Source organism: Paracidovorax wautersii, from assembly GCF_031453675.1.
Classification (GTDB): Bacteria; Pseudomonadota; Gammaproteobacteria; order Burkholderiales; family Burkholderiaceae_C; genus Paracidovorax.
In genome coordinates this window covers 79,595-104,101 of sequence record NZ_JAVIZX010000001.1, presented here as the reverse complement: position 1 = coordinate 104,101, position 24,507 = coordinate 79,595, and the positions used below count along the sequence as shown (strand labels likewise).

The 24,507-nt window shown below is 69.3% G+C and carries 17 protein-coding genes; 8 read left to right on the top strand and 9 right to left on the bottom strand.

Going from position 1 to position 24,507, the window contains the following annotated elements; translation table 11 throughout:
• Positions 1-4: 4 nt before the first annotated feature.
• Positions 5-307: an urease subunit gamma gene (locus QE399_RS00455; protein ID WP_309825319.1), complete on the bottom strand. Its 303-nt coding sequence runs from the start codon at positions 305-307 to the stop codon at positions 5-7.
• A gap of 267 nt (positions 308-574) precedes the next feature.
• Between QE399_RS00455 and QE399_RS00450 the strand changes: the two genes are divergently transcribed.
• Positions 575-4,543: a hybrid sensor histidine kinase/response regulator gene (locus QE399_RS00450; protein ID WP_405042962.1), complete on the top strand. Its 3,969-nt coding sequence runs from the start codon at positions 575-577 to the stop codon at positions 4,541-4,543.
• A 37-nt stretch (positions 4,544-4,580) separates the two neighbouring features.
• Positions 4,581-5,648, top strand: a complete 1,068-nt coding sequence (locus QE399_RS00445; protein WP_309825316.1) for a response regulator transcription factor — start codon at positions 4,581-4,583, stop codon at positions 5,646-5,648.
• 36 nt (positions 5,649-5,684) lie between these two features.
• Here the strand turns inward: QE399_RS00445 and QE399_RS00440 are convergent, their stop codons facing one another.
• The 8 genes from QE399_RS00440 to QE399_RS00405 all read right to left on the bottom strand — a co-directional run bounded on the left by QE399_RS00440 (position 5,685) and on the right by QE399_RS00405 (position 16,771).
• Positions 5,685-7,061 carry a putative bifunctional diguanylate cyclase/phosphodiesterase gene (locus QE399_RS00440; RefSeq protein ID WP_309825315.1) on the bottom strand — a complete coding sequence of 459 codons (1,377 nt, stop codon included), beginning with the start codon at positions 7,059-7,061 and terminating at the stop codon, positions 5,685-5,687.
• Positions 7,062-7,201: 140 nt separating this feature from the next.
• Positions 7,202-7,528, bottom strand: a complete 327-nt coding sequence (locus QE399_RS00435) for a plasmid stabilization protein (protein ID WP_309825314.1) — start codon at positions 7,526-7,528, stop codon at positions 7,202-7,204.
• 159 nt (positions 7,529-7,687) lie between these two features.
• Complete coding sequence (locus QE399_RS00430; RefSeq protein WP_309825313.1) at positions 7,688-10,120, bottom strand: efflux RND transporter permease subunit; 2,433 nt, start codon at positions 10,118-10,120, stop codon at positions 7,688-7,690.
• 131 nt (positions 10,121-10,251) lie between these two features.
• Complete coding sequence (locus QE399_RS00425) at positions 10,252-11,325, bottom strand: WD40/YVTN/BNR-like repeat-containing protein (RefSeq protein ID WP_309825312.1); 1,074 nt, start codon at positions 11,323-11,325, stop codon at positions 10,252-10,254.
• On the bottom strand, positions 11,322-12,680 hold the full coding sequence (locus tag QE399_RS00420; protein WP_405044048.1) for a DUF1329 domain-containing protein: 1,359 nt from the start codon (positions 12,678-12,680) through the stop codon (positions 11,322-11,324). Before QE399_RS00420 ends, QE399_RS00425 begins: the two co-directional genes overlap by 4 nt.
• Before the next feature lie 23 nt (positions 12,681-12,703).
• Positions 12,704-14,437 (bottom strand): DUF1302 domain-containing protein, encoded by a 1,734-nt coding sequence (locus QE399_RS00415; protein ID WP_309825310.1) that lies wholly within the window; start codon positions 14,435-14,437, stop codon positions 12,704-12,706.
• Positions 14,438-14,499: 62 nt separating this feature from the next.
• Positions 14,500-15,267: a coniferyl-alcohol dehydrogenase gene (locus QE399_RS00410; RefSeq protein WP_309825308.1), complete on the bottom strand. Its 768-nt coding sequence runs from the start codon at positions 15,265-15,267 to the stop codon at positions 14,500-14,502.
• Between the two features lie 37 nt (positions 15,268-15,304).
• Positions 15,305-16,771, bottom strand: a complete 1,467-nt coding sequence (locus tag QE399_RS00405; protein ID WP_309825305.1) for a benzaldehyde dehydrogenase — start codon at positions 16,769-16,771, stop codon at positions 15,305-15,307.
• Positions 16,772-17,149: 378 nt separating this feature from the next.
• Between QE399_RS00405 and QE399_RS00400 the strand changes: the two genes are divergently transcribed.
• From QE399_RS00400 to QE399_RS00375, 6 genes are all read left to right on the top strand, one after another.
• Positions 17,150-18,979: a sigma 54-interacting transcriptional regulator gene (locus QE399_RS00400; protein ID WP_309825303.1), complete on the top strand. Its 1,830-nt coding sequence runs from the start codon at positions 17,150-17,152 to the stop codon at positions 18,977-18,979.
• Positions 18,980-19,381: 402 nt separating this feature from the next.
• Positions 19,382-20,194: a crotonase/enoyl-CoA hydratase family protein gene (locus QE399_RS00395; protein ID WP_309825302.1), complete on the top strand. Its 813-nt coding sequence runs from the start codon at positions 19,382-19,384 to the stop codon at positions 20,192-20,194.
• A complete protein-coding gene (locus QE399_RS00390) occupies positions 20,194-22,329 on the top strand; it encodes an acetate--CoA ligase family protein (RefSeq protein ID WP_309825301.1) in 2,136 nt (711 codons plus the stop codon). The genes QE399_RS00395 and QE399_RS00390 overlap by 1 nt, the downstream gene beginning before the upstream one ends.
• The gene (locus QE399_RS00385) at positions 22,326-23,258 is read left to right on the top strand and encodes an amidohydrolase family protein (protein ID WP_309825299.1); all 933 of its coding nucleotides are present in this window, start codon (positions 22,326-22,328) and stop codon (positions 23,256-23,258) included. The genes QE399_RS00390 and QE399_RS00385 overlap by 4 nt, the downstream gene beginning before the upstream one ends.
• Positions 23,258-24,022: an alpha/beta fold hydrolase gene (locus tag QE399_RS00380; RefSeq protein ID WP_309825298.1), complete on the top strand. Its 765-nt coding sequence runs from the start codon at positions 23,258-23,260 to the stop codon at positions 24,020-24,022. The genes QE399_RS00385 and QE399_RS00380 overlap by 1 nt, the downstream gene beginning before the upstream one ends.
• Complete coding sequence (locus QE399_RS00375; RefSeq protein WP_309825295.1) at positions 24,009-24,485, top strand: nuclear transport factor 2 family protein; 477 nt, start codon at positions 24,009-24,011, stop codon at positions 24,483-24,485. Before QE399_RS00380 ends, QE399_RS00375 begins: the two co-directional genes overlap by 14 nt.
• Positions 24,486-24,507 lie beyond the last annotated feature (22 nt).

Sequence of the window (24,507 nt, the reverse complement as noted above, 5' to 3'; positions counted from 1 at the left end):
CGCATCAGACGATGGGCTGGTGCACCGTGACGAGCTTGGTGCCGTCGGGGAAGGTGGCCTCGACCTGAATGTCCGCGATCATCTCGGGCACGCCCTCCATCACGTCGGCGCGCGTGAGGAGGGTGCGGCCCTCGCTCATCAGCTGGGCCACGGTCTTGCCGTCGCGCGCGCCCTCCATCACGGCGGCGCTGATCAGCGCCACGGCCTCGGGGTAGTTGAGCTGCAGGCCGCGCGCCCGGCGCCGCTCGGCAAGCAGGGCGGCGGTGAAGAGCAGGAGCTTGTCTTTTTCGCGCGGGGTGAGTTCCATGGCGAGGGCGGGTAGGGCAAAGGGAAGAAATCTGAGGCGTTCGTTGCCCTGAGGCGCATCGTAAGCAGCAAGCACCGTGCCCGGCTATACGCCGATCGGCGCAGGCGTGGGGCCGGGTCGCCGCTCGGGCACTATTGAATTGATAGCTGTATGCGCTTGAATTCATTGGGTTATGGGCATCAATTGCCATGGAAGCGCCATCAATCAAGCGCAGCCAGCTATCAAAAAAGAAGCGTCCCGCCCGCCCGTTGGCGACGGGCGGGTGGCATGGAACCTGCACCCGGCGGCTGGGCCGCCATGAGCCATCCCGACCCCTCCCCCCCTTTTGTCCCGCCGGTCTCGCCGCCGCCGCTCGTCGCGGACAGCGGAGCCCGGCCGCTCGACGCCGTGCCGCAGCAGGTCGTCAAGGTGCGCCGCGACTACAACAGCTGGGTGGCCACCGAGACCATGGAGGACTACGCCCTGCGCTTCACGCCGCAGCGTTTTCGTCGCTGGTCCGAGTGGCGGGTGGCCAACACGGCGTTCGGCGCCGCGTCCTTCCTGGTGCTGGAGGCCGTGGGCGCCACGCTGCTGGTGCAGTACGGGTTTCTCAACGCCTTCTGGGCCATCGTGGTGACGGGGCTCATCATCTTCCTGGCGGGCTGGCCCATCAGCGTGTACGCCGCCCGCCACGGCGTGGACATGGATCTGCTCACGCGGGGGGCGGGATTCGGCTACATCGGCTCGACCATCACCTCGCTGATCTACGCCACCTTCACCTTCATCTTCTTCGCGCTGGAGGCGGCCGTGATGGCCTACGCGCTGGAGCTGGCGCTGGACATTCCGCCGCGCTGGGGCTATCTGATCTGCGCGCTGGTGGTGATTCCGTTGGTGACGCACGGCGTGTCGGCCATCAGCCGGCTGCAGATGTGGACCCAGCCGCTGTGGCTGGTGATGCTGGTGGTGCCCTTCGCCTTCGTGCTGGTGCGCGATCCTGGTGCGTTTGCGGGCGTTGTGCACTATGGCGGTGAGTCGGGCGCTGCGGCCACCTTCAGTCTGCCCCTGTTTGGTGCGGCGCTCACCGTCGGCATTGCCCTCATCACCCAGATGGGGGAGCAGGCCGACTACCTGCGCTTCATGCCGGCGCACACCCGGGCGCGGCGCGGCCGCTGGTGGCTGGGCGTGCTCGTCGGCGGGCCGGGCTGGGTGGTGCTGGGCGTGGTCAAGATGCTGGGCGGCGCGCTGCTGGCCTACCTGGCGATCACCCACATGGTGCCGGTGGAGCGGGCGGTGGACCCCAACCAGATGTACCTGGCGGCGTACGAATACGTCTTTCCGCACTACGGCTGGGCGGTGGCGGCCACGGCGCTGTTCGTGGTGGTCTCGCAGATCAAGATCAACGTGACCAACGCCTATGCCGGCTCGCTGGCGTGGAGCAATTTCTTCTCGCGCCTCACGCACAGCCACCCGGGGCGCGTGGTGTGGGTGGTGTTCAACACGCTCATCGCCTTCATGCTGATGGAGATGAACGTCTTCAAGGCGCTGGGCCAGGTGCTGGGGCTGTACTCCAACATCGCCATCGCCTGGATGATGGCCGTGGTGGCCGACCTAGTGGTCAACAAGCCGCTGGGCCTGTCGCCCCGGGGCATCGAGTTCAAGCGGGCGCACCTGTACGACATCAATCCGGTGGGCGTGGGCGCCATGGCGCTGGCGTCGTGCGTGTCCATCGGCGCGCACCTGGGGCTGTTCGGGCCGCTGGCGCAGGCGTTCTCCGCCGTCATCGCCATGGTGACGGCCTTCGTGGCCGCGCCGCTGATCGCCTGGGCCACGGGCGGCCGGTACTACCTGGCGCGACATGGCGATCTCCCCCTGTGCGGCTGCGCCGCTTCCCCCTCTCTCGCTGCGCGGGATGGGGACGCCCCCAGCGCGGCGGGGCGGCCCTTGCGCGGGGGCGCTGGCCTGGAGGGTGCCAGTGACAGGGCGCAGGGCGCGATGCCACAGTGCAGGGATGGCGTGGCAGGCTGTAGCGGCTGTATACAGGGCGGTCCCGGCGACTTGCTCGCGCTGCAGCGCTGCGTGGTGTGCGAGCGGGAGTACGAATCCCCCGACATGGCCCATTGCCCGGCCTATCGCGGCGCCATCTGCTCGCTGTGCTGCACGCTGGATGCGCGCTGCGGCGACATGTGCAAACCCCACGCGCACCTGGCCGTGCAGTGGAGCGCGGCGCTGCGCTGGGTGCTGCCGCGCCGGGCGTGGCGCCTGCTCGACACGGGGCTCGGGCACTTCCTGCTCATCATGCTGGTCATTGCGCCGCTGCTGGCTGCCGTGTTCGGCCTCTTCTACCACCAGGAGCTGCAGACGCTGGCGCCCGGGGCGCCCGGCACCGCCGCGGCGCCGCTGGCCGACGTGCCGATGGCCCCCTGGCCCGTCAGCACCCAGGGCGCGCTGCGGTCGGGGCTGCTCAAGGCCTACCTGGCGCTGCTGGTCATCTCGGGCATCGTCGCCTGGTGGCTGGTGCTGGCCCACAAGAGCCGCAAGGTCGCGCAGGAGGAATCCAACCGCCAGACGCATTTGCTGCAGCGCGAGATCACCCTGCACCGCCGGACCGACGAGGCCCTGCAGGACGCGCGCCGCGTGGCAGAGCACGCGCGCGGCGTGGCGGAAGAAGCGCGCGAAGAGGCCGAGCGCGCCCGCGCCCAGGCGGACCAGGCCAACCAGGCCAAGAGCCGCTACATCAGCGCCATCAGCCACGAGCTGCGCACGCCGCTCAACAGCATCCTGGGTTACGCGCAACTCATGGGCGAGGACGCCGCCGTGCCGCCGCACCGCCAGCAGGCGGTGAGCGTGATCCGGCGCGGGGGCGAGCACCTGCTGTCGCTCATCGAAGGCACGCTGGACATCGCCCGCATCGAAAGCGGCAAGCTCACGCTGCAGGTCAAGCCCCTGCGCTTTGCCGACTGCATGCACGAGATGTGCGACATGTTCGAGCCGCAGGCGCGGGCCAAGGGGCTGCAGTTCCGCTTCGACCCGCAGGGCCCCTTGCCCGAGTGGGTGCGCGGCGACGACAAGCGCGTGCGCCAGATCCTCATCAACCTGATCGGCAACGCCATCAAGTTCACCAGCACCGGTCACGTGCGCCTGGGCGTGCGCCATGCGCGGGAGCTAGCCCTGATCGAGATCGAGGACAGCGGCCCCGGCCTGACCGAAGCCGAGCGCGCCAGCATCTTCGAGCCCTTCGCCCGCGGCGCCGCCACCCACCAGGGCGTGGCGCCCGGCGCCGGGCTGGGGCTGACGATCGCCAAGATGCTCACCGAACTGATGGGCGGCGAGATGACGGTGACCAGCACGCCGGGCGCCGGGGCGCTGTTCCGCATCCGGCTCTTTCTGCCCGAGGTGCACCCCGGATCGCTCGGCGCCGACCTGCCTGCGGTGCAGGCGCGCCGCACTCGCCGGGGGTATCTGGGCCCGCGCCGCCAGATCCTGGTGGTGGACAACGAGGAGGCCGACCGTGAGCTGCTGGTGCAGCTGCTCGCGCCGCTGGGCTTCGTGCTGCGCACGGCCGCCAGCGGCCACGATGCGCTGGATCTGCTGGCCGCCGGCTACCGGCCCGACGTCGTCTTCATGGACCTGGCCATGCCGGGCATCGACGGCTGGGAAACCCTCCGCAGAATGCATGCCCTAACGCTCAGCTCTGGCGTGTCCTCGCTGCCCTCCGAGGGGGCTGTCACGCCTGGCAGCGGCTCGGCGGCGGGGCGCGGGCAGGGGCATGGCTCCTCCATCCACGTCGCTGTCGTCTCGGCCAACGCGTTCGACAAGGGTCTGGAGAACGACGTGGGCATCCGCCCCGAGGACTTCATCGTCAAGCCGGTGCGCCACAGCGAGCTGCTCGACTGGCTGGAGCGCCGCCTGGCGCTGCAATGGACCGATGCACCGGCGCCAACGTCCGCCGACACCGCGGCCGCACCGCTGGCCGCAGGCCCCGGCAGCGGCGCGAATGCCCCCGACGCCGAGCCACCCGACCCCGCCACGCTGGGGCCGCTGGCGGAGGCGGTAGCACTGGGCTATTACCGCGGCGTGCTGCAGCAGCTGGCCGCCATCGAGGCCGCGCAGCCCGCCTGCGCCGCCTGGGTGGCTGAGATGCGCGCGCTGGCGCAGCGGTTCCAGTTCGAAGCGATGGCCGCGCGGCTGCCCGGCGGCGCGGCGGTGGAACCCGCTCCTTTTGCCGCCGGCGCGCCCGCTCAACCCGCCACCGATTGATCCGCTCCCGATGCTTTCCGCCGCCATGCAGGCTTCTATGACGACGACTTCCCCCTCCGATGCGGCCACGCCGGCCATCGACCGTGCGGGCACCGACGTGGTGCTGATCGTGGACGATGTGCCCGACAACCTGGCCGTGCTGCACGATGCGCTCGATGAATCGGGCTATACCGTGCTGGTGGCGACCAGCGGCGAAACGGCGCTGGCCCGCGCCGCCCAGGCCTTGCCCGACGTGGTGCTGCTGGACGCGATGATGCCCGGCATGGACGGCTTCGAAGTGGCGCGCCGGCTCAAGGCCACGCCCGCCACGGCGCACATTCCCATCATCTTCATGACGGGCCTGACCGAGACCGAGCACCTGGAGGCCGCCCTGGCGGCCGGCGGCGTGGACTATGTCACCAAGCCCATCAAGCCGCGCGAGGTGCTGGCGCGCATGAACGTGCACCTGCAGGGCGCGCGCCGTGCGCGGCAGGAAATGCGCCAGGCCGGCCAGGCCCGCAACGCGCTGGACGCCTTCGGCTACGCCAGCATCACCGTGCGCGCCAGCGATGGCCGGCTGATGTGGCAGACCGCCTTGGCGCGCACGCTGCTGCGTGACTATTTCGCGCCGCCTGCGGGTGAAACCTCTGCGTCCGAGGAGCGGGACGCACCCGCGCTGTTCACCGCGCTAGCGCCGGCCCCCGTCGTCGACTGGCTGCGTGCCCAGCTGCCGCGCGTTCCCGAATGGGCCGCCCAGCAGATCGAGCCGCCCCGGCTGGTGGTGGAGCAAGGCGCGCGCCGCCTGTCGTTCAGCCTGCACCAGCAGACAGGCGACAGCGAGGGCGGCGGCGACTGGCTGATCGTGATGCGCGAGGTGTCCGATGGCGCCGTGATCGAGGCCATGGCCCTGGGTTTCAAGCTCACCGCACGCGAGGCCGAGGTGCTGTACTGGCTGGTCAAGGGCAAGACCAACCGCGACATCGGCGACATCCTGGGCTCCAGTCCGGCCACGGTGAAGAAGCACCTGGAACGCGTGTACGTCAAGCTGGGCGTGGAGACGCGCACGGCGGCCGCGGGCATCGCCATGGCGCGCATCCGGCAGACGCATCCGCAGTTCGAAGGGTGACGAGCGCGGGGGCAGGGCCGCGGCGCGGGCGGCCGGTCAGGCCCGGTTGCGCTGGCGCACGAAGGCGGCAAAGGCGTCCAGCGGCAGCGGCTGGCTGAACCAGTAGCCCTGGAAGCCGTCGCAGCCGTGGTCGAGCATGAAGCGATGCTGCGCCTCGGTCTCCAGCCCCTCGGCCACCACGGCCAGCTGCATGCCGTGGCCCAGGCCGATGACGCTGCGCACGATGACCGCGCTGCCGGGGTCGTCCGGCAGGCGGCTGGTGAAGGATCGGTCGATCTTGAGCTTGGCCAGCGGGAAATGCTGCAGGTGGCTGAGCGACGAGAAGCCGGTGCCGAAGTCGTCGAGCGCGAAGCGCACGCCCAGAGCCACCAGCTCGTCCATCTTGCGGCGCAGGTCCGCCACGTCCTGCACGATGAGGGTTTCGGTCAGCTCCAGTTCCAGCCGCTCGGCGTTCACGCCGTGGGTCTGCACCAGCGCGCGCACCTGCTGCGCAAAGTCGGCCTGGCGGAACTGGTTCTGGCTGACGTTCACCGCCAGCACCAGCGGCTGCAGGTCGGGATCGGTCTGCCAGTCGCGCAGGGTGGCGCAGGTCTGCGCCAGCGCCCACTGGCCGATCGGGACGATCATGCCGTTGTGCTCCGCATGCCGGATGAACTCCGCCGGCCGCAGCAGGCCATGCACGGGGTGCTGCCAGCGGATCAGCACTTCCGCGCTGGTCACGCGGCCCTGGCGGTCCAGCTGGGGCTGGAAGTGCAGCGTGAACTGCTCTTGCCGCAGAGCGGCCTGCAGGTCGCGGTCCAGCCACGAGCGCTGCGCCGCATCGGTCTGCAGGATGTGCAGCAGCATGAGCATCAAGGCCATGGCGAGCGTGGCCTGCACCCAGATGGCGGCCTGGCGCAGTTCGCCCGGCAGGTCATAGCCCTCGGCCAGCCGCCAGGGGTGCGCGTCCAGCGCGACGAACAGGGCCAGACAGCCTGCCGCCATGCCATAGCGCAGCCAGGCCGGGTCGTCGCGAAAGGCCATGAAGGCAGCCACGGCCAGGGGCAGCAGGTACAGATGCACGCTGCGTGGCACGTGGGCACTGGGCACATCGAACAGCGTGGCCATGCCTGCAACCACGACGGCCATGCTGCCGAACAGCAGCAGGTTGGCGCTGCGGCGGTGGCCTTGCAACGTGAGATACAACACGCCCAGGCCGGACGCGACCGGCACCAGCTCGGCCAGGGCGATGACCTGATGACCCTGCAGTCCGAAGAAAACGCCCCAGCCCGCGCCCATGAACACCAGCGCCGCGCTGGCCAGCAGGCGCATGCGGCGTTCCCGCCGCTGGCCGACGCCGGCCAGATCGGGGGCGAGCCACAGGTTGCGCAGGCGGGTGGTGAGCGGGCCGGGGCCGCCGGGGGCTGTCGTCATGGAGGGGCGCGTCGGAGGCAGTGCAGTGCTGGCTGCATTCTCCGGGCGCGCCTGGCGGCTGGCAAGGCGGGTGCCGCCCATCCGCGTTTGCCGCTCCCCCGCCGCATCGAAGGGATGGCTGCGTCCGCGATGGCCGCTTCTCAGCGCCCGACGGCTTTCTGGAGCTGGGCCTTGTTCATCCTGGAGCGGCCGGCGATGCCCTTCTTGCGGGCTTCCTCATAGAGCTGATCCCGGGTGCGGCCCTGGGCGCCGCTGTGCGAGCGCTGGCCGCCGCGTACCGGCGCGGGAGTGTCGCGCAGGGTCTTCGGGTTGGGGTTCTCGGCCTCGCCATGTTGTGCACGCTCCTTGTTCACCGTGCGCGCCGCGATGGATTCCGCGGTCTTGGTGCTGCGGCCCCGTTCCTTGAGGCTGTCCTTGATGTGTTCGTATTGGCGTTCGCGCTTGGCGCTCCAGGCAGCTTGGGGCATGGCAGACCTCCGGTGGGATGGTGGAACGGGCCGGTGCAACGCACCGGCGACCTGATCCTGATCTGACGTTGCACACGGCGCGGCCCCTGTCGGCACCGTGCGCCGTGCTGCGTAGGACGGCGCTCGCCTTCTGCGGGCGGCTGCCCGCGCGGCAAGCCGTCACCGTGCTGCCGGCTGAACCACACCCGCCGGCAGCCCGGTCGCAGCCGGGGGGGCCGGGTGCTGGCGCAACGGGGGCAGCAGGAACCGGGCCAGCGCCGGCAGCAGCACCAGCGCGCCCACCATGTTCCACAGGAACATGAAGGCCAGCAGGATGCCCATGTCCGCCTGGAACTTGATGGGGCTGAAGAACCAGGTGCCCACGGCGAGGGCGAGGGTGAGTCCGGTCAGCATGACGACCCGCCCCGTGAACTGCAAAGCGGCGCGGTAGGCCTGGTCCACGGTATCGCCGCGCCGCAGGCGCTGGAGCATCACGGCCAGCACATACAGGGCGTAGTCCACGCCGATCCCCACCCCCAGCGCGATGACGGGCAGCGTGGCCACTTTCACGCCCATGCCCAGCAGCACCATCAGGGCCTCGCAGAGCATGGAGGTCAGCACCAGCGGCAGCACGGCCACCACGGTCGCGCGCCAGGAGCGGAAGGTGATCCAGCACAGCAGGATCACAGCCCCGTACACCCACAGCAGCATCTCCCGCATGGCCTTGCGCACCACCAGGTTGGTGGCTGCCTCCACGCCGGCCGATCCCGCCGCCAGCAGGAATTTCACGTCCGATGGCGGCTGGGCCGCCTTGAAGGCCTCCACTTCGGCGACGACCCGGTCGAGCGTGCTGGCTTTGTGGTCCTTCAGGAACACGTGCAGGCTGAGGAAGGAGCAGGCCTTGTTCAGCAGCTCGCGGGGCGCGATCGCCTGCACACCGCCCAGCGCCTGGTCATTGGCGATGAGGTCGAACCATTTGAAGTTGCCTTCGTTGAACCCGACCATCGCCAGCTTGGCCAGGCCGGCCATGGACTGCGTGCCCTCCACGCCGGGCAGTTGCTGCAGGCGCCAAGCCAGCTCGTCGACCTGGCTCAGCGTGGCGTAGCGGGTGCACTGGTCGTCGGGCGACGTGACCATCACGGTCAGGATGTCGGTGCTGGCCGCATAGTTCTGGACCACGAACGCGTTGTCGCGGTTGTAGCGCGATTCGGCGCGCAGTTCGGGCGCGCCCGCATCCAGGTCGCCCACCTGGATGCGCATCGACAGTGCCACCGAGCCCGCCAGCAGCGCGGCCGCCGCCGCAATGGCCAGGAGGGCGGGGCGCCGCTGCGTGAACGCCGCAAGCCAGCCCCACGCGCCGCGCAGCTCGCCCGCCTGCTCCTGCTGCAGGCTGCGCTGCGCGGCCTGGCGGCTCACGCCCAGGTACGAGAGCAGCACAGGGAGCAGCACGAGGTTGGTGAACACCAGCACCGCTACGCCGATGCTGGCGTTGGCGGCCAGATCCTGGATCACCCGGATGTCGATCAGCGCGAGCACGGCGAAGCCGACGGCGTCGCACAGCAGCGCCGTGAGCCCCGCCAGGAAGAGCCGCCGGAACGTGTAGCGCGCGGCGACCACGCGGTGCGTGCCGCGGCCGACGTCCTGCAGGATGCCGTTCATCTTCTGTGCCCCGTGGCTCATGCCGATGGCGAAGACCAGGAACGGCACCAGCACCGAGTAGGGGTCGAGCGCCTGGCCCAGCAGCCGCAGCAGGCCCAGCTGCCACACGACGGCCACGAGCGAGCACGCCACCACGATGAACGTCGAGCGGGCGCACCGGGTGTAGGCGAACAGCACGCCCGCGCAGATGACGATGGCCAGTGCGAAGAACAAGGCCACCAGGCGCACGCCTTCGATCAAATCCCCCATGACCTTGGCGAAGCCGATGATGTGGATCGATGTGCGGTCGTTGTCGTAGCGGGCTCGCAGTGCCTCCAGCTGGCGGCCCAGTTCGCCATAGTCCAGCGCCTGGCCGGTTCGCGGGTCCTTGTCCAGCAGCGGCACGTAGACGATGGTGCTCTTGAAGTCGGCTGCCACCAGCTGGCCGATCTCCCCCGACCGCTCGATGTTGGCGCGCACGGCCGCCATCGCCTCGGGGCTGCCGTCGTAGCTGTCGCTCATCACCGTGTCGCCGTCCAGACCGTCCTCGGTCACCGCCACCCAGCGGGTGTTGCTGGTCCAGAGCGACTTCAGGAAAGGGCGATCCACCCCGGGCATCAGAAACAGCTCATCGCTGATGCGGCTCAGCGTTTCCAGATAGTCCTTGTCGAGAATCCTGCCGGTCTTGGCCTGCACGGCGATGCGCAGCGCGTTGCCTCCGCCGCCCAGCTGCTCGCGCTGTTCAAGGAAGTTGACGATGTAGGGGTGGCGGGTCGGAATCGTCTTGTCGAAGCTGGCCGACAGCTGGATGGCCAGCGCATGCCACCCCAGGATCAGCGTGGCGATCAGGCTGATGGCGAGCACCCACGGGCGGTGGTTGAAGAAAAGGCGTTCGGCGGCAGAGCCGCTGGCGGTATCGAAATGCTCAAGCTGGCTGATGACCGGCTGTGCGGTGTCGTCGGTGGGCAGGCTCACGGTCGGGCTCTCGGTGTCGGGGTGGGGCGAAGGGCGGAAATGGGGCACCTGCGGCGTACATGCCGCCGTGCGCGCGGCCGTGTGCAGGTACTGTGCGCAGCGCAGGCGGATGCAACGCGGCCAGGCATGGATCAAAGCGCCACGCGCTGCAGTCCACGCAGGCCTGCCAGCACGGCGTGCCGGCCATCGGCGGTGGCTACCAGGGTTGCGGCTGGAAAGGGGTGGGCGGCCGGTCGGTGCTCGAACCGCTGGCCCTGGTCGGTGCTGACCAGCAGGTCGCCGTTCTGCGCCAGCAGCACCGTTCGGCCGTCGTCCAGCACCACGCCGGCCCCCAGGTTCGCTGGCAAGGGATTGGCGATGCGGGTCCAGGTATCGCCGCGATCGGCCGAGCGCCAGATGTTGCCGCGCAGGCCATACGCCAGCACGGCGCCGTCTGCCGGTAGCAGCAATCCGAAGAAGCTGCCCTTGTACGGCGTGGCCATGGCGTCGAACTGGCCGCCTCCGTCGCTGGATCGCAGCAGCAGCCCCTGCTCTCCGGCCACGTACAGCTGTGTGCCGTGGGCGCAGGCCGCGTACAGGTGGAGTTGCTTCGGGTTGGGCAGTTGCGGGCCGAGGGGCGTGAACGCTGCACGATCGGAATCCTTGCCCTGCACAGCGAGGCCGTAGGCGCCCACGGCAACGACGCGGCCCTGCACCAGGGACACGTCGAAGAACGGCTTGTCGGGGCCCTCGTCCACATGGCGCTGCGCCAGCCGGCGCTGGGCTTCTCCGGTCGCGCTCTGCGACTGCAGACGGGCGGCGGCCGCGCCGTCCAGGGCCAGCGTCCAATTCTCGCCACCGTCCCGCGTGTGGAGCAGCACGCCGAAATGGCCGCAGGCCCAGCCTTCGCGCGCATCGTCGGCGAAAGCCAGCGCCGTCAGGCTGACCTGCACCGGCACGCGCGCCTGCTTCCATCGCTGGCCCTGGTCGTCGCTCCAGAGGACGATACCCCGCTCGCCGCACAGCAGCAGGCGCTGGCCCGCGCGGGTGGCGCCCAGCAGTGCGGAGCGCGTGGCCAGGTGCGTGGCCTGGGCTGGGCGCGACAGCACGCCCGGCAACGCGGGCGCCGACGCTGCGGACGCTGCAGCGGGCGGCACGCCCTGTGCAGCCGCCACCACGCCGAGCGATGCCAGCCCCGTACCCATCAGCAGGTCACGCCGCCTCACCGCGTTCCCTCGTTCGCCAGCTCTTCAGGGCTGAAGAAGCTGCGTTGCAGCGTGGGCATGGTCTTCATTTGGCTCGGCAGCTCGTTTGAGGCCATGTTGAGGTAATAGGCGCCGGTCTGCATGTCGTAGCCGCCCCAGAACACATTGCCCAGCACAGCGCCTTGCAGGTCCGGCGCGGTCAGCATCAGGGCATAGTTGGTGCGCCACAGTTCACCCTTGGCGTCCCAGCCGTCGAACAGCACGATCTGCCAGCTGTCCTCGTCGATGTAGTACTTGCGCTTTGCCGCCACATGGCGCTTGCCGGGGGCGAGGGTGGCCTCGACTTCCCAGACCCGGTGCAGCTCCCAGCGCACGGCGTCGGGGTTGAGCGTCGACGGCGTGACCAGGTCGGCCACTTTCAGGGTAGCCGCCCGGTTGTTGTTGTACGGGATGTACAGCTCCTTCTTGCCGACCAGCTTCAGCTCGTGCTTGTCGATGGGGCCGAAGAGATTGAACGCCTCGTCGAACAGGCCGATGCCGGAGGTGACGGCGTCCGGCGTGTCGTAGCCGACCGAAGGCGACTTGCGCACGCGGCGCTGGCCCACCAGGTACTGCCACAGTCCGCGGGGCGACGAGGCGTTCAGCCCGTCGTGCGCGAGGATGGCTTCCCCGGCCTTCGAGCCTGGCTCGGTGGCGGCGAACTTGCCCAATGAGTAGTAGCCGTCGAACTTCTCGGGGGACAGGTCGGGGTCGTAGTAGGGGCGGCGGAACGTCTGCGACCCGCCCGAAGCCATGCTGCGCCGGCCGTCCGACGTCATCACCCATACGCGCAGCGGGGTCTGCGTGTTCACGCCCAGCCAGGCCAGCCGGTGGTTCCAGATCACTTCGTAGGCGTCGTGCGGAACGGGAAACGGGATGCCGCCGAACGCACCTTCGACGCCCTGGCCGCCGTCGGTCAGCTTGGCGCGCGTGGCGTTCTTGAAGGTGTTGTCGTAGACGTACTGCGGCGCGCCCGCGGTGCGGTGGGTCGGGTAGACGTCGATGCGAAAGTCGGGGTACTTCTTCATCAACGCCTTCACGCCGTCGGTCAGCTTGTCGGCATGCTGCTCCATGTTCTTGGCATTGATCTGGAGCCGGGGCTTCTCGCCTGCAAACAGGTCGGGCCGGGGATCGCCGTTGCGGTAGCCTGCCGGCGCCTTGGTCATGCCGCCGTCCCAGGCGGGAATGGTGCCGTCCTTGTTGGCGGCCCGCTCCGCGCCCAGCGGCGTGAGCGTGCTCTTGAGCTGGGCCGCCTCGTCGGCGGTTGCGGTGGCCAGCGCCTGCAGGGGCAGCAGAGCCGCGGCGGCCATCGTCCAGAAGGCGTAGGGAATTTTCATCATCGTCGGTCCTTGGGGTGGTCTTAGAAAGTGCGGGTTGCGCTGAAAGCGACGTACGCGCGGTCGCGGAGGGTCTGGCCGAAGCTCAGCTGGCGCGGCGAGGCGCTGCCGGGGACCTGTGTCTGGGTGAAGGTCTTGGCCGAGCCGAAGAAGTCGGAATAGGTCAGCGAGAACTTCCAGACGTTCTGGTAGGTCGCCTTCAGGCCGATGGTCCAGTCGCCGGTGTTGGAGCCCCCGCCGGCGAAGTTGGCGATGGCCGAGGACCGGCCTCCGAAGTTGTAGCCGAAGCCGATGGGTACGGACAGGTCGAGCCCCGGCGCCACCTGGAAGTACGTCGGCTCGAACAGCATGCGCAGCGCGAAGGCGCCCTTGGTCGTGTTCGGGTCCAGCCCGCCGAGTCCGACCCACGTGCCGTCCGGACCGATCGCGAAGATGTCCCGGGTGACCTTGAGGCGGCGGTTGTAGGCCAGCTCGCCCAGCACCGCGCCCCCTTGCCACAGGGCAGAAGGTTGCAGCACGTAGATGCCCGACACCTGCAGGTGGGCGGTACGGCCGACGGGATAGCAAGGGTTGGCGCGCTGGGTGGTGCAAGTCGGAATGGGCCCGCCGAGGACGGCGGGGTCTCCATTGAGCGGTGCGTTGGTGCGCATGGAGCCTTCCACGGCCCAGTTGAGCTGCCCGATCGACGAGGTGACGCTGGCCCCGAACGTGCGGATGTTGCTGGCGTACGCCAGATGCGTGTTGCCCTGCGCGAAGTCGAACACCAGGGCGCTCGGGGTCTTGTCGTGGTACTGCGCGGCGTAGAAGCCGAACTCGTACTCGCTGCCCTGCGGGCTCCAGCGCAGCTGGACGCCGCCCTGGCCCGAGTCCTTGGGACGGATGTCCGCGGACGGCTGCACAGGCAGGTCATTCGGGGAGCCGTCCGGGTTGGTCCCGAAGTTGACGCGGCCTCCTCCTACGTAGTCCTGGTTGGAGAAGTAGCTGCCTACGCCGGGCAGCTTGCTAGGCCGCCATTTCAGCTGGTAGTAGGCGCCCAGCTGAACGCCTTCGGCCAGGCGCAGCGTGCCCGATATCTGCTCGACCGGAAGCAGCACTTCCTTGAACTGCCAGCCCGGCACCGAGGCGATCTTGGCGATGTCGATCGGACCCTGCGCGTTGGCGATGCCGTTCTGCCCGAAGAACAGGCTTTCGCCCCATTGCAGCGTGTGCTTGCCCACGCGCAGGGTGTAGGGCATGCTGCCGACGTCGCCTTTCACATACGCGAAGGCATCTAGGATCTCGCCGCTGCGCCCGTGCTGGCGCCGCGTGGCGGGCAGGAATTCATTGGGCGCCTGTCCAGGCAGGTTGTTGGCGGTGGAGACGACCGGGCCCAGCGCCCGGCCCCCCGCATACAGGGGCGTGCCCTGGTAGTCGTTGCGGCCGGTATAGGCCCCGTCATGCCAGGCCGTCCCGCTCAGGCGCATGCCGAAGTTGCGGCCGGTCACGTCGAATTCGGTCAGCAGATCGACCCGCCGGGAGATGAGTCCGCGGCGGAAGTTGTGGTTGCCATCGTCCTCGTTGACCGTGCCGGGGTCCACGCCCACGTCCAGCCGGCTCAGCGCTTCCGAAGGATTCTTGACGCGGTAGCCCATGCTGACCTTGGGCGTGAAGTCCAGGCGCGCCTTGATGTCGGGGTCCGGGGTTTCGATGTCGAAGGCCTGTGCGGCCGGCAAGCCCAGGGCGGCCACGGCGGCCAGGGCGAAGGGATGCAAACGCATTTTCTTGTCTCCTCTCTTGTGGTGTGGGGGAGCCGCGTGCGCGCAGGCGCTGCACCGCGGACTCAGAGATAGGTGGCGGCAAACCCTCCATCGACGGGCAGGTTCACGCCGTTGATCCAGCGCGCGTCGTCGCTGCACAGGAAGGCGATGGCCGGGGCGACCTCGTCGGCGAAGGCCGGTCGCTTCATGCGCTCTGCGTCCGCCTGCACGCGCTCTTCGCCGAGCTGGGTGACGAAGTCGCCCAGGATGGGGGTGAACACAGGGCCGGGCGCGACGCAGTTCATGCGGATATCGCGCTCCTTGAAGAGGCTGTACGAGCGCTGCAGGGTCCAGACGATCAGCGCTTCCTTGAAGTACTCGTAGCAGCCCTTCTGCTCCACGGGGCGGCGGGCCAGCCAGGAAAGCCCGGCCTCGAAGCCATTCACCGCCGCCAGGGCCTTGTGCTGGTCGCTGCGCTGCGCGTAGAAGTAGCCCAGGATCGACGACACCTGAACGATGCTGGCACCGGCCCCCATGCGCTGGGCGACGCTCTCCGTCAGGTGGCGCTGGCCCAGGTAGTTCACCCGTGCGACCTGCTCGACGGGCGCGGTGCCGGGCACGCCCGCCACGTTGCACAGGCCGTCGATGCGTTCCGGCAACTGCTGCACTGCAGCGTCGATGGCGGCCTCATGCGACAGATCCACCTTGATGAATCCGTCGAGCGTCAGCGTGGGATCGTTGCGGTCCATGCCGATGACACGTGCGCCGCGCTGGCGCAGCAGCCGCGCCGTCTCTGCGCCAATGCCGGAGCAGGCGCCGGTGACGACGATCGTCTTGTTGTTCAGGCTCATCTTGTCTCCTTGTCTTTTTTTCTGCGTGGGCCTGCGTTCAGACCGGGTAGGCCGGCGGTGCGTCCTTCACGGTCAGCCAGCGCCACACCGTGAAGGCCTCCCAGTCGGCCGGGCCGCCGTGCACGCTGCCGTTGCCGGCGACGCCCGGTCCCCCGAAGGGATTGACGACGTCGTCGTTGACGGTCTGGTCATTGACGTGGACCATGCCGGCGCGCAGGTGCTGCGCCAGCGCCAGGCCCCGGTTCAGCGAGCGCGTGATGACCCCGGCCGACAGGCCGCCGCGGTGCGCATTGGCCAGCGCCGCCGCCTCTTCGTCGCTGCGGAAGGTGTTGAGGCTGAGCACGGGGCCGAAGACTTCCTCGTCGTGCACCCGCATGCCCAGGCGCGTGCCTGTAAGCACGGTGGGGCGGTAGAACAGCCCTTCGTAGGTGCCGCCGGCCAGCAACTGCGCTCCCGACTGCACGGCCTCCTGAACGATGTGGTGCACCCGGTCGCGCTGGCGGGCGTCGATCAGCGGGCCCATGGAGACCTGACCTGTCGCGCCATCTCCGACGGTCATGTGGTTGGCCTTGGCCACCAGCCGCTCCAGCAGCGCCGGCGCGATGGACTCGTGTACCAGCACGCGGTTGGACGCCATGCAGATCTGGCCCTGGTGTTGCCAGGCTCCCCACGCGGCATTGCTGGCGGCCAGGTCCAGGTCGGCGTCGTCCAGAATGACCAGCGAATTGGTGCCGCCGAGTTCCAGCGACACCTTCTTCAGATGGCGGGCCGCGAGCTCTCCGACGCGCCGGCCCACGCCCACCGAGCCGGTGAACGACACCATCGAGACTTCCGGTGCGGTCACCAGCGCTTCCCCGACATCGGCACCCCCGGGCAGTACCGACAGCAGGCCGGGCGGCAGCCCTGCGGCCTCGAACAGCTGCGCCAGGAGGTGCCCCCCGCTGATGGGGGTGCGCGGATCGGGCTTGACCAGGACGGCATTGCCTGTGGCCAGTGCCGCGGCCACCACGCGCAGGCTGAGGATCAGCGGGAAATTGAACGGCGAGATCACTGAGATGACGCCGTGGGGCATGCGGCGTGCCAGGCTCAGCCGGCCTGGCACGCTCGGAAGGACCTGGCCTTGCGACTGGGTCGGCATGGCCGCTGACTGGAGGCAAAAGGCCACCGATTCGCGGACCTCATGCTGCCCTTTGGGCAGGACCCCGCCGGTTTCGCGGGCGACCCAGAGCGACAGCTCGTCGTGGTGCTGCTGCAAGAGGGCGGCAGCCCGGTGCAGGACGGCTGCACGGTCACGCGGGTGCTGCGCCGCCCAATCCTGCTGGGCGCGCTGCGCCAGGGCTGCGGCCTGCGCCACGTCCTCCACGCTGGCCAGCCCGGTCGTCGCCAGCCTTTTCCCGGTCGCGGGCTCGACGATTTCCAGCTTCTGGTGCGATGGCCGCCAGCCGCCGACGTAGACGTGTTGCTGCCACTGGTGCGGCGTGAGAAAGGACGGGACGTGGGCCATGCGCGTGTGCTCCTCGATGCTTCTGTTAATTAGTAATAACGGTTAACATTAGTGTGACTAACGAAATGGGCGTACTGAGGCGTTGTGGCGATCAAGGGATGTGTTGGTCGTCCGACGCTGCCGAACCCCCTTCGTGGTCGGTTCTGCGCAAGGCTTATTGCAGCGCGCGTGCCAGCTTGGAATGCTGCAGTGCGGAAAAAGCAAGGGAGAGCGCTGGCAAGTGGCTGATTTCGCTGGCGCTTGCGGGCCGAACTCAGGACTTTCCCGGGGGGCGGCTGGCGTTGGCACGGAGCGGTGCCGACGCCCCATCGGGGTGGGTGCCAATGGCGCAAATCATGAATTGCAGTGCAGACTTCCGGCGACCAAATTCACGAAAAAATGAAAACCTCAGCTGCCCATGAACGCATCTCGCTGGCCGACATGGCGAGCCGATCCTCCACCGTGCTGAGGAGCGGCGACAGTGGCCGCTTCAACTGGACGCGAAGCGCGGCGGCGCCGACGCTGGCAGACCTGTCCGAATCGCTTTTCTTTTCGCCGGGCGACGGCCGCATCTGGCTGAACGACCAGCGCATGGTGCTGATCCACAACTCGGCGCTGGGGCATCTGCGGCGCGAGCTCATCGACACGCTGGGGCTCGCCAGTGCGCGGGGACTGTTGACGCGCGCGGGCTATGTCAGCGGTGCCCGTGATGCGGCCCTGGTGCGCAAGCGCTGGCCCGACGCCGATGCGGCGGCCGTCTTCATGGCCGGTGCGCGGCTCCATGCGCTGGAGGGCATGGTCAAGGTCACGCCTTTGTCGTTTGCCTTCGACATCGATCGTGGGGTGTACGAGGGCGAGTTCATCTGGGAGCACTCCAGCGAAGACGATGCGCACATCGCCGCGTATGGCATAGGGACCGAGGCCGCCTGCTGGCAGCAGATCGGCTACGCCACCGGGTACGTCACGACGCTCTTCGGCAAGCAGGTGATCTTCAGGGAGGTCGAGTGCCGCGCCCAGGGCGCGGCGGCGTGCCGCGTGGTGGGCCGGCACGCGGCCGCCTGGGGCGACATCAGCGAGGACCTGCGCTACCTGGAAGCACACGACTTCCGATCGATCGTGCGGCCTGCTGCGGCGGTGCCGGCATTCGGCGTGCCTGCACCGTCGGCGCCGCCGGCTCCTTCGACCGCCGAGTGGGACGAACGCCACGCGGTGGTGGGGGCCTCGTCGGCTTTCGTATCCGCCTGCCACATGCTGGACCGCGTGGCGCGCACGCAGGCCACGGTGCTCTTCACGGGCGAGTCCGGCGTGGGCAAGGAGGCCTTCGCACGCCGCCTGCACCTCGTCAGCGCCCGCGCCGACCAGCCGTTTCTGGCGGTCAATTGCGCGGCCATTCCGGAGGCCTTGTGGGAATCCGAGCTGTTCGGTGTGGACAAGGGTGCATTCACGGGTGCCACGGCGGCCCGCCCCGGCCGATTCGAGCGCGCGCATGGCGGCACGCTGTTTCTCGACGAGATCGGCACCCTCAGCCTGGTGGCGCAGGCCAAGCTGTTGCGCGTGCTGCAGGAGGGGGAGATCGAGCGCGTGGGCGGTACGCGGGTGCAGCGGGTGGACGTGAGGCTGGTGGCCGCGACCAATGTCGACCTGAAGGCCGAGGTGCAGGCGGGAAGGTTCCGTGCCGACCTGTTCTATCGCCTCAACGTCTTTCCCATCCACCTGCCGCCCCTGCGGGAGCGGCGTGAGGACATTCCGCTGTTGATGAACCACTTCCTGAACCGGGAAGCGAAGCGGCACGGGCGCCAGGTGCAGGGCTTCAGCGCGCAGGCCGTGCGTGCGCTGCTGCAGTACGACTGGCCCGGCAACATCCGCGAACTGCTGAACCTGATCGAGCGCGGCGTGATCGGCGCGGAGGATGGCGCGGCCATCGACGTGCACCACATGTTCCGCGGGGAATCGCGGGGGCCGGGTGCCGTGCTCGCCCTGTCTCCGCATGGGGACCTGGTGGCCCCGGGAACCCTCCCCTCCGGCGGGGTGCCGAATCTGCTGGGCCATCTGCGCGCGACGCTGGACGCCCCCGTCCTGGACCTGGCCCGCGTAGAGGCTCGTCTGCTGCAGGAGGCGGTGCAGGCCTGCGACGGAAACCTGTCCGCCGCTGCCCGCATGCTCGGCCTGAGCCGCGCGCAACTGGCCTACCGGCTGGAGCGCGCTACGCCGCAGACGGCGCAGCCTTAACTACCAACCAGGACCATTCGCCGGCACCGTTGCCTCGCTGATAGGGAAGCCCGCGATTCAGCTGCGCGCCTGCATTCGAGGCGCTGTTCTCGCCATGCGGGCAGCCAGCCCGGTCTGAGTGCGGTCAGAGCGACGACGAAGCCCGTGCGCCGGTGCCAGCGCAGGCACATGTCACACGGCGTGGACGCAGTGGGGCTGCGTGCAGCGCGACGGGGAGGCCGTGAGGCCGCGTGATCCCATGGTGCACCGGGCCACCGCGCGGTCTTCGCCGGCTGACGATCCGCCCTAGGGTTTGCACCGAGTGCGGTGTCCGGGGCTTGGGCTACGATTAAAACGTTATCCAGGTTAATCATTAATTGATGGTTTGGATGGCGCCCCTCAGCTCCCTTCCTGACAAGCACCATGCCCCCAGAACTGCCCCCTTCCACGCACGTCACGGTGAGCCACCATGGCGCCGTGACCTGCCTGACTCTCAACCGGCCTCACAAGCGCAATGCGCTCAGCCTGCAGGTCATCGCCGAACTGCGCCATGCCATGGAAAACCTGCCCGCATCGACCGGGGCCGTGGTGCTCGACGGAGCCGGCGAGCATTTCTGCGCCGGGCTCGATCTGAGCGAACTGGCCGAGACGTCTCCGGCCGAGGGCCTCATGCACTCGCGTGTCTGGTACGAGGCCTTCGAGCGCATCCAGTTCGGGCGCTGCCCCGTGGTGTGCGTGATGCACGGCGCGGTGATCGGCGGCGGGCTGGAACTGGCCTCCGTCGCCCATGTGCGGGTGGCCGAGCCGAGTGCCTATTTCGGGTTGCCGGAAGGCCAGCGCGGCATCTTTCTGGGCGGCGGCGGCTCGGTGCGGGTGAGCAAGTTGATCGGTGCGTCCCGCGTGGCCGAGATGATGCTCACGGGACATGTCTACACCGCCGAAGAAGGGCTTCGCATCGGCCTGGCCCACCACCTCGTCGGCGCGGGTGAGGGCCTGCGCAAGGGCATGGAGCTCGCGGCCCGCATTGCCAGCAATGCGCCGCTGTCCAATTTCGCCATTCTTCAGGCCCTCCCGTTGATCGCGGAGCAGCCCATGGCGCATGGCCTGCTGACCGAAGGCCTGATGGCCACGGTGACGCAGTCCGATGCGGAAGCCAAGGCACGCATGCGCGCCTTCCTCGAAAAGCGGGCGGGCAAGGTCGTGCCGGCAGCCGCGCAGCCCCAAGGAGTGCAGTGATGGACATGCAACGCAAGACGGACGACCTGCAGCCGCTGGTCGCGCCCCGGTCGGTGGCCATCGTCGGCCTGTCGACGAAAGCCGGCTCTGCCGGGCTGGTGGTCCTGCGCAATCTGCTGGAGGCGGGCTACGACGGTGATGTGCACCTGGTAGGGCGCAGCGGCGGTTCCGTGGACGGCAGAACCCTCGTGACCTCGGTAGCGGATCTGCCCGTGGGGGTGGATCTGGCCATCCTGCTGGTGCCGTCCGACGTGGTGCTGGAGACGGTCCAGGCCTGTGTGGCCCGCGGCGTCCGCGCAGCGGTGTGCTTCGCCTCGGGCTTTGCCGAGATGGGCGAGGCGGGGCGCGACCGGCAGCAGGAGATCGCCGATACGGCCCGTGCGGGCGGGATGCGGCTGCTCGGGCCCAACACCATCGGCTTCTTCAACAACGTGGATGGCTTCTACGTGGCGATGGTCGAGCTGGTGCTCCCGCCGCGTCTGCGGCCCGATGACGGGCCGGCCGTGGCCGTCGTGGCCCAGAGCGGGGGCATCGGCATCCATGTCTCGGCATCGCTCCAGGCGCGGGGCGTGCCGGTGTCTTATGTGCTGGCCACGGGGAACGAGGCCCAACTGGGCCTGGCCGAAGTTCTGCGCTTCCTGGCGACGGATACCGCGACCGCGGCAGTGGTGGTGTACGCCGAACAGATCCGCGCGGTGCCGCAGGTGCTGTCCGCGCTGGCCGATCTGCAGTCTGCGGGCAAGGGCGTCGTGCTGCTGCATCCCGGGCGGAGCGAGCTGGCGCAGGCCGCGTCCCAGTCGCACACCGGTGCGTTGGCCGGCAACCATGCCGCCATGCGGCTGGCGGTCGAGCGGGCCGGGGTGCTGGTGGTCGACAGCCTGGAAGAGGCCATCGACCTGGGCCAGTTGCTGTTGCGCTTCCCGCAGGCCCCCGAAGGCGGGCTCGGCCTCATCACCGCCTCTGGCGCGCTGTGCGGCATCGCGCTCGACTACCTGGAGCCTCTGGGCCTGGCCATGCCGCCCATGTCGGCTGAACAGGTGGAGGCGTTGCGCGAGCACCTACCCGTCTACACGCCGCCCCGCAACCCGCTGGATCTAGGGACCTTGATCGGCCCCCGGCCGGACCTGATAGCGCGCGGGGTCAAGGCGCACCAGGACGACCCGGCGATCGGGAGTCTGCTGGTGTCGCTGCCCATGCCGTCGCCCGAGATCGCGCCGGTGTGGCTGGAGTCGCATCTGGAAGGCATGCAGGGGCGCAGCAAGCCCGCCATCTTCGTGATGCAAAACGAAGACGTGCCCCTGCCACCCGCCATGCTGGAGCGGGCCGCGCGCAGCGGCACGGTGCTGATGCGGTCGCCGGAGCGTGCCCTGCGTGCTCTGGCCCGCTTTGCACGGCATGGCCGCCTGCAGGCCGAGCGGCGCGCCGCGCCTGCAGCGGCGCTCTTGGCCACGGCGGTGGCGGCCCTGCCCCTGCAGGCGCCGGGAACGCTGCCCGAATGGCAGGGCAAGGCGTGGCTGCGCGCCGCGGGGCTGGCGACGCCGCAAGGCGATCTGGCGACCTCCGTGGAAGAAGCGGTGGCCGTGGCGCAGCGCATCGGCTACCCGGTGGTGCTCAAGGCGCAAGCGGCCCGGCTGGCGCACAAGACCGAGGCGGGCGGCGTGCTGCTGGGCATCCAGGACGAGGCGCAGTTGCGCCACGGCTGGCAGCGCCTGCATGACAACATCCGCCAGCATGATGCGAGCCTGGTGCTTGACGGTGTGCTCGTCGAAGCCATGGGTGCGCGCGGGCTCGAACTGGTAATCGGTGCCGTAAGGGACCCGCAATGGGGCCCGGTGCTCATGGTCGGCCTGGGGGGCATCTGGGTCGAGGCCCTGGGCGATGTGCAGCTGTTGTCGGCGGACCTTCCCCTGGCAGGCATCGAGGCGCGGCTGCGATCGCTCAAGGGCGCGAAGCTGCTCGACGGGTTCCGCGGTGCTCCACCGGTGGATCTGCCCGCCGTGGCGCAGGCGGTGGCGACGGTGGGCGCCCTCATGCTGGCCCGCCCCGACATCGAAGAAATCGACATCAACCCGCTGGTCGCCTACGGCACGGGCGGCGGGGTGCTGGCCCTGGATGCACTGGTGGTGGTGAAATGAGTACGTTCCTCGACAGCATCGTCGCCATCGACCTGCATACCCATGCGACCAAGTCGCTGCGGAATGCACCGGATGAGGTGACCATCGCCATCGATGCGGCGATGGATGCGTACTTCAAACAGGCCATGCCGCGTCCCAGCATCGACGAGACAGCCGCCTACTACCGTGAGCGGAACATGCTGGCCGTGATCTTTCCGGTGGACACCGAGCGCGAGACCGGCCAGGTGCGCATCACCAACGAGGAAGTGGCCGAGGACGCAGCCCGCCATCCGGACGCCCTGATCCCGTTCGCCAGCGTGGACCCGATGCGTGGAAAGATGGGCGCGCGGGAGGTGCGGCGGCTGATCTCGGGCTATGGCGTCCGGGGCTTCAAGTTCCACCCGTCGGCGCAGGGCTTCTACCCGAACGACCGGGCGGCCTACACCGTGTACGAAGCCATTGCGGAGGCCGGGCTGCCGGCGATTTTCCACAGCGGCCAGACCGGCGTGGGGGCGGGCCTGCCGGGCGGGGGCGGCATCCGGCTGAAGTACTCCGACCCGATGTTCCTGGACGACGTCGCCGTGGATTTTCCGATGATGCCCATCGTGATCGCCCACCCCTCCTTCCCCTGGCAGGACAACGCGCTGGCCGTGGCCACCCACAAGCCGAACGTGTATATCGACCTCTCGGGCTGGTCCCCCAAGTACTTTCCGCCGCAGCTGGTGAAGTACGCCAACACCTTGCTGAAGCACAAGGTGCTCTTCGGCTCCGACTACCCGGTCATCACGGCCGACCGGTGGCTGAAGGACTTCGAGGCGCTCGACATCCGCCCCGAGGTGCGCCCGTTGATCCTCAGGCAGAACGCCATCCAGCTGCTCGGGTTGGACCGCGATCCCCAGTTCGGCCGCTACCAGCGGCTCAAGCCGCCCGCCGCGGCCGGATGCTGCTGATGGAGGCCACCCTGCATGGCAAGGATGGGCGGCCGTTGCCGGCGCCGCCCCTCGTGCTGCTCCCCGGCCTGCTGTGCGACGCCGACGTCTGGGCCGGCCAGATGGACGTCCTGTCCGCTTCTGCGGAGATCGTCGTAGGTGAGTACGGAGTGCTGGACCGCATCGAGCGGATGGCGCGGCACATGCTGGACGCCGTGGCTGCGCCCCGCTTCGCGCTGGCCGGCCATTCGATGGGGGGGCGGGTGGCGCTGGAGATGCTGCGCATCGCCCCCGAGCGTGTCGCCGGGCTGGCGCTGCTGGACACCGGAACGGGCGCACGCGCCGCCGGAGTGGCCGGCGAGGAAGAGCGCAGAGGGCGCCTCGAACTGCTGGCCCTGGCGCAGCGTGACGGCATGGCCGCCATGGCGCGCCAATGGGCCGTGCCGATGGTGCACCCCGACGTGGTGGCCACGCCGCTTTTCGAGCGCATCGTCGCCATGGTCGCGCGCAGTGACCTCCAGCGCTTTGCCGCGCAGATCGAGGCGTTGCTGGAGCGGCCCGATGCAGCACCCGTGCTCGCGTCCGTGACCTGCCCGCTGCTGCTGCTGTGCGGACAGGATGACCGGTGGAGCCCGCCGGAACGGCACCAGGCCATGCACGCCCAGGTGCCGCATTCGACCCTGTGCCTGATCGATGCCTGCGGCCACATGAGCCCGATGGAGCAGCCGGAGGCGGTCACGCAGGCCCTGGCCGCGTGGCTGAAGGCGTGCCATGGCGGCCGGTGATCCTGCGGGCGAAGACGCGCAGCCGCATTCGGCTGCGGGGGCGGGGTGGCTCGCCGAATCGGCCTGCAGCGCCCTCGTCCTGCGGTCCGCTGCGCTGGTGGATGCAGGGGACGCGGTCGCCCTGGCGGCCCTGTTCAGTGAAGACGGCGTGCTGGTGCGGCCGGGCGGGGCGCTCGTCACCGGGCGTTCCGCCATCGAGCAGACCTACCGAGCGCGACCGCCGGGCCGCACGACGGTGCATGTGATCTGCGGAACCCTGTTCGACGAGGTCTCCGAAGACCATGCGCTCGCCACCAGCCGCGTCCTGGTATGGACCGCCCAGGCCGACAGCCTTCCCGGCCCCCATGGGCGGCCTGCGGAGCCGCTGCAGCGGCTGGGGCACTTCGTCGATCACTTCGTGCGCACGGCGCAAGGCTGGCGCATCGGTCGCCGGACCGCGGCTTTCGACCTGTTCCGCGACTGATCCAGGGCTCCGGTCGCCTTAC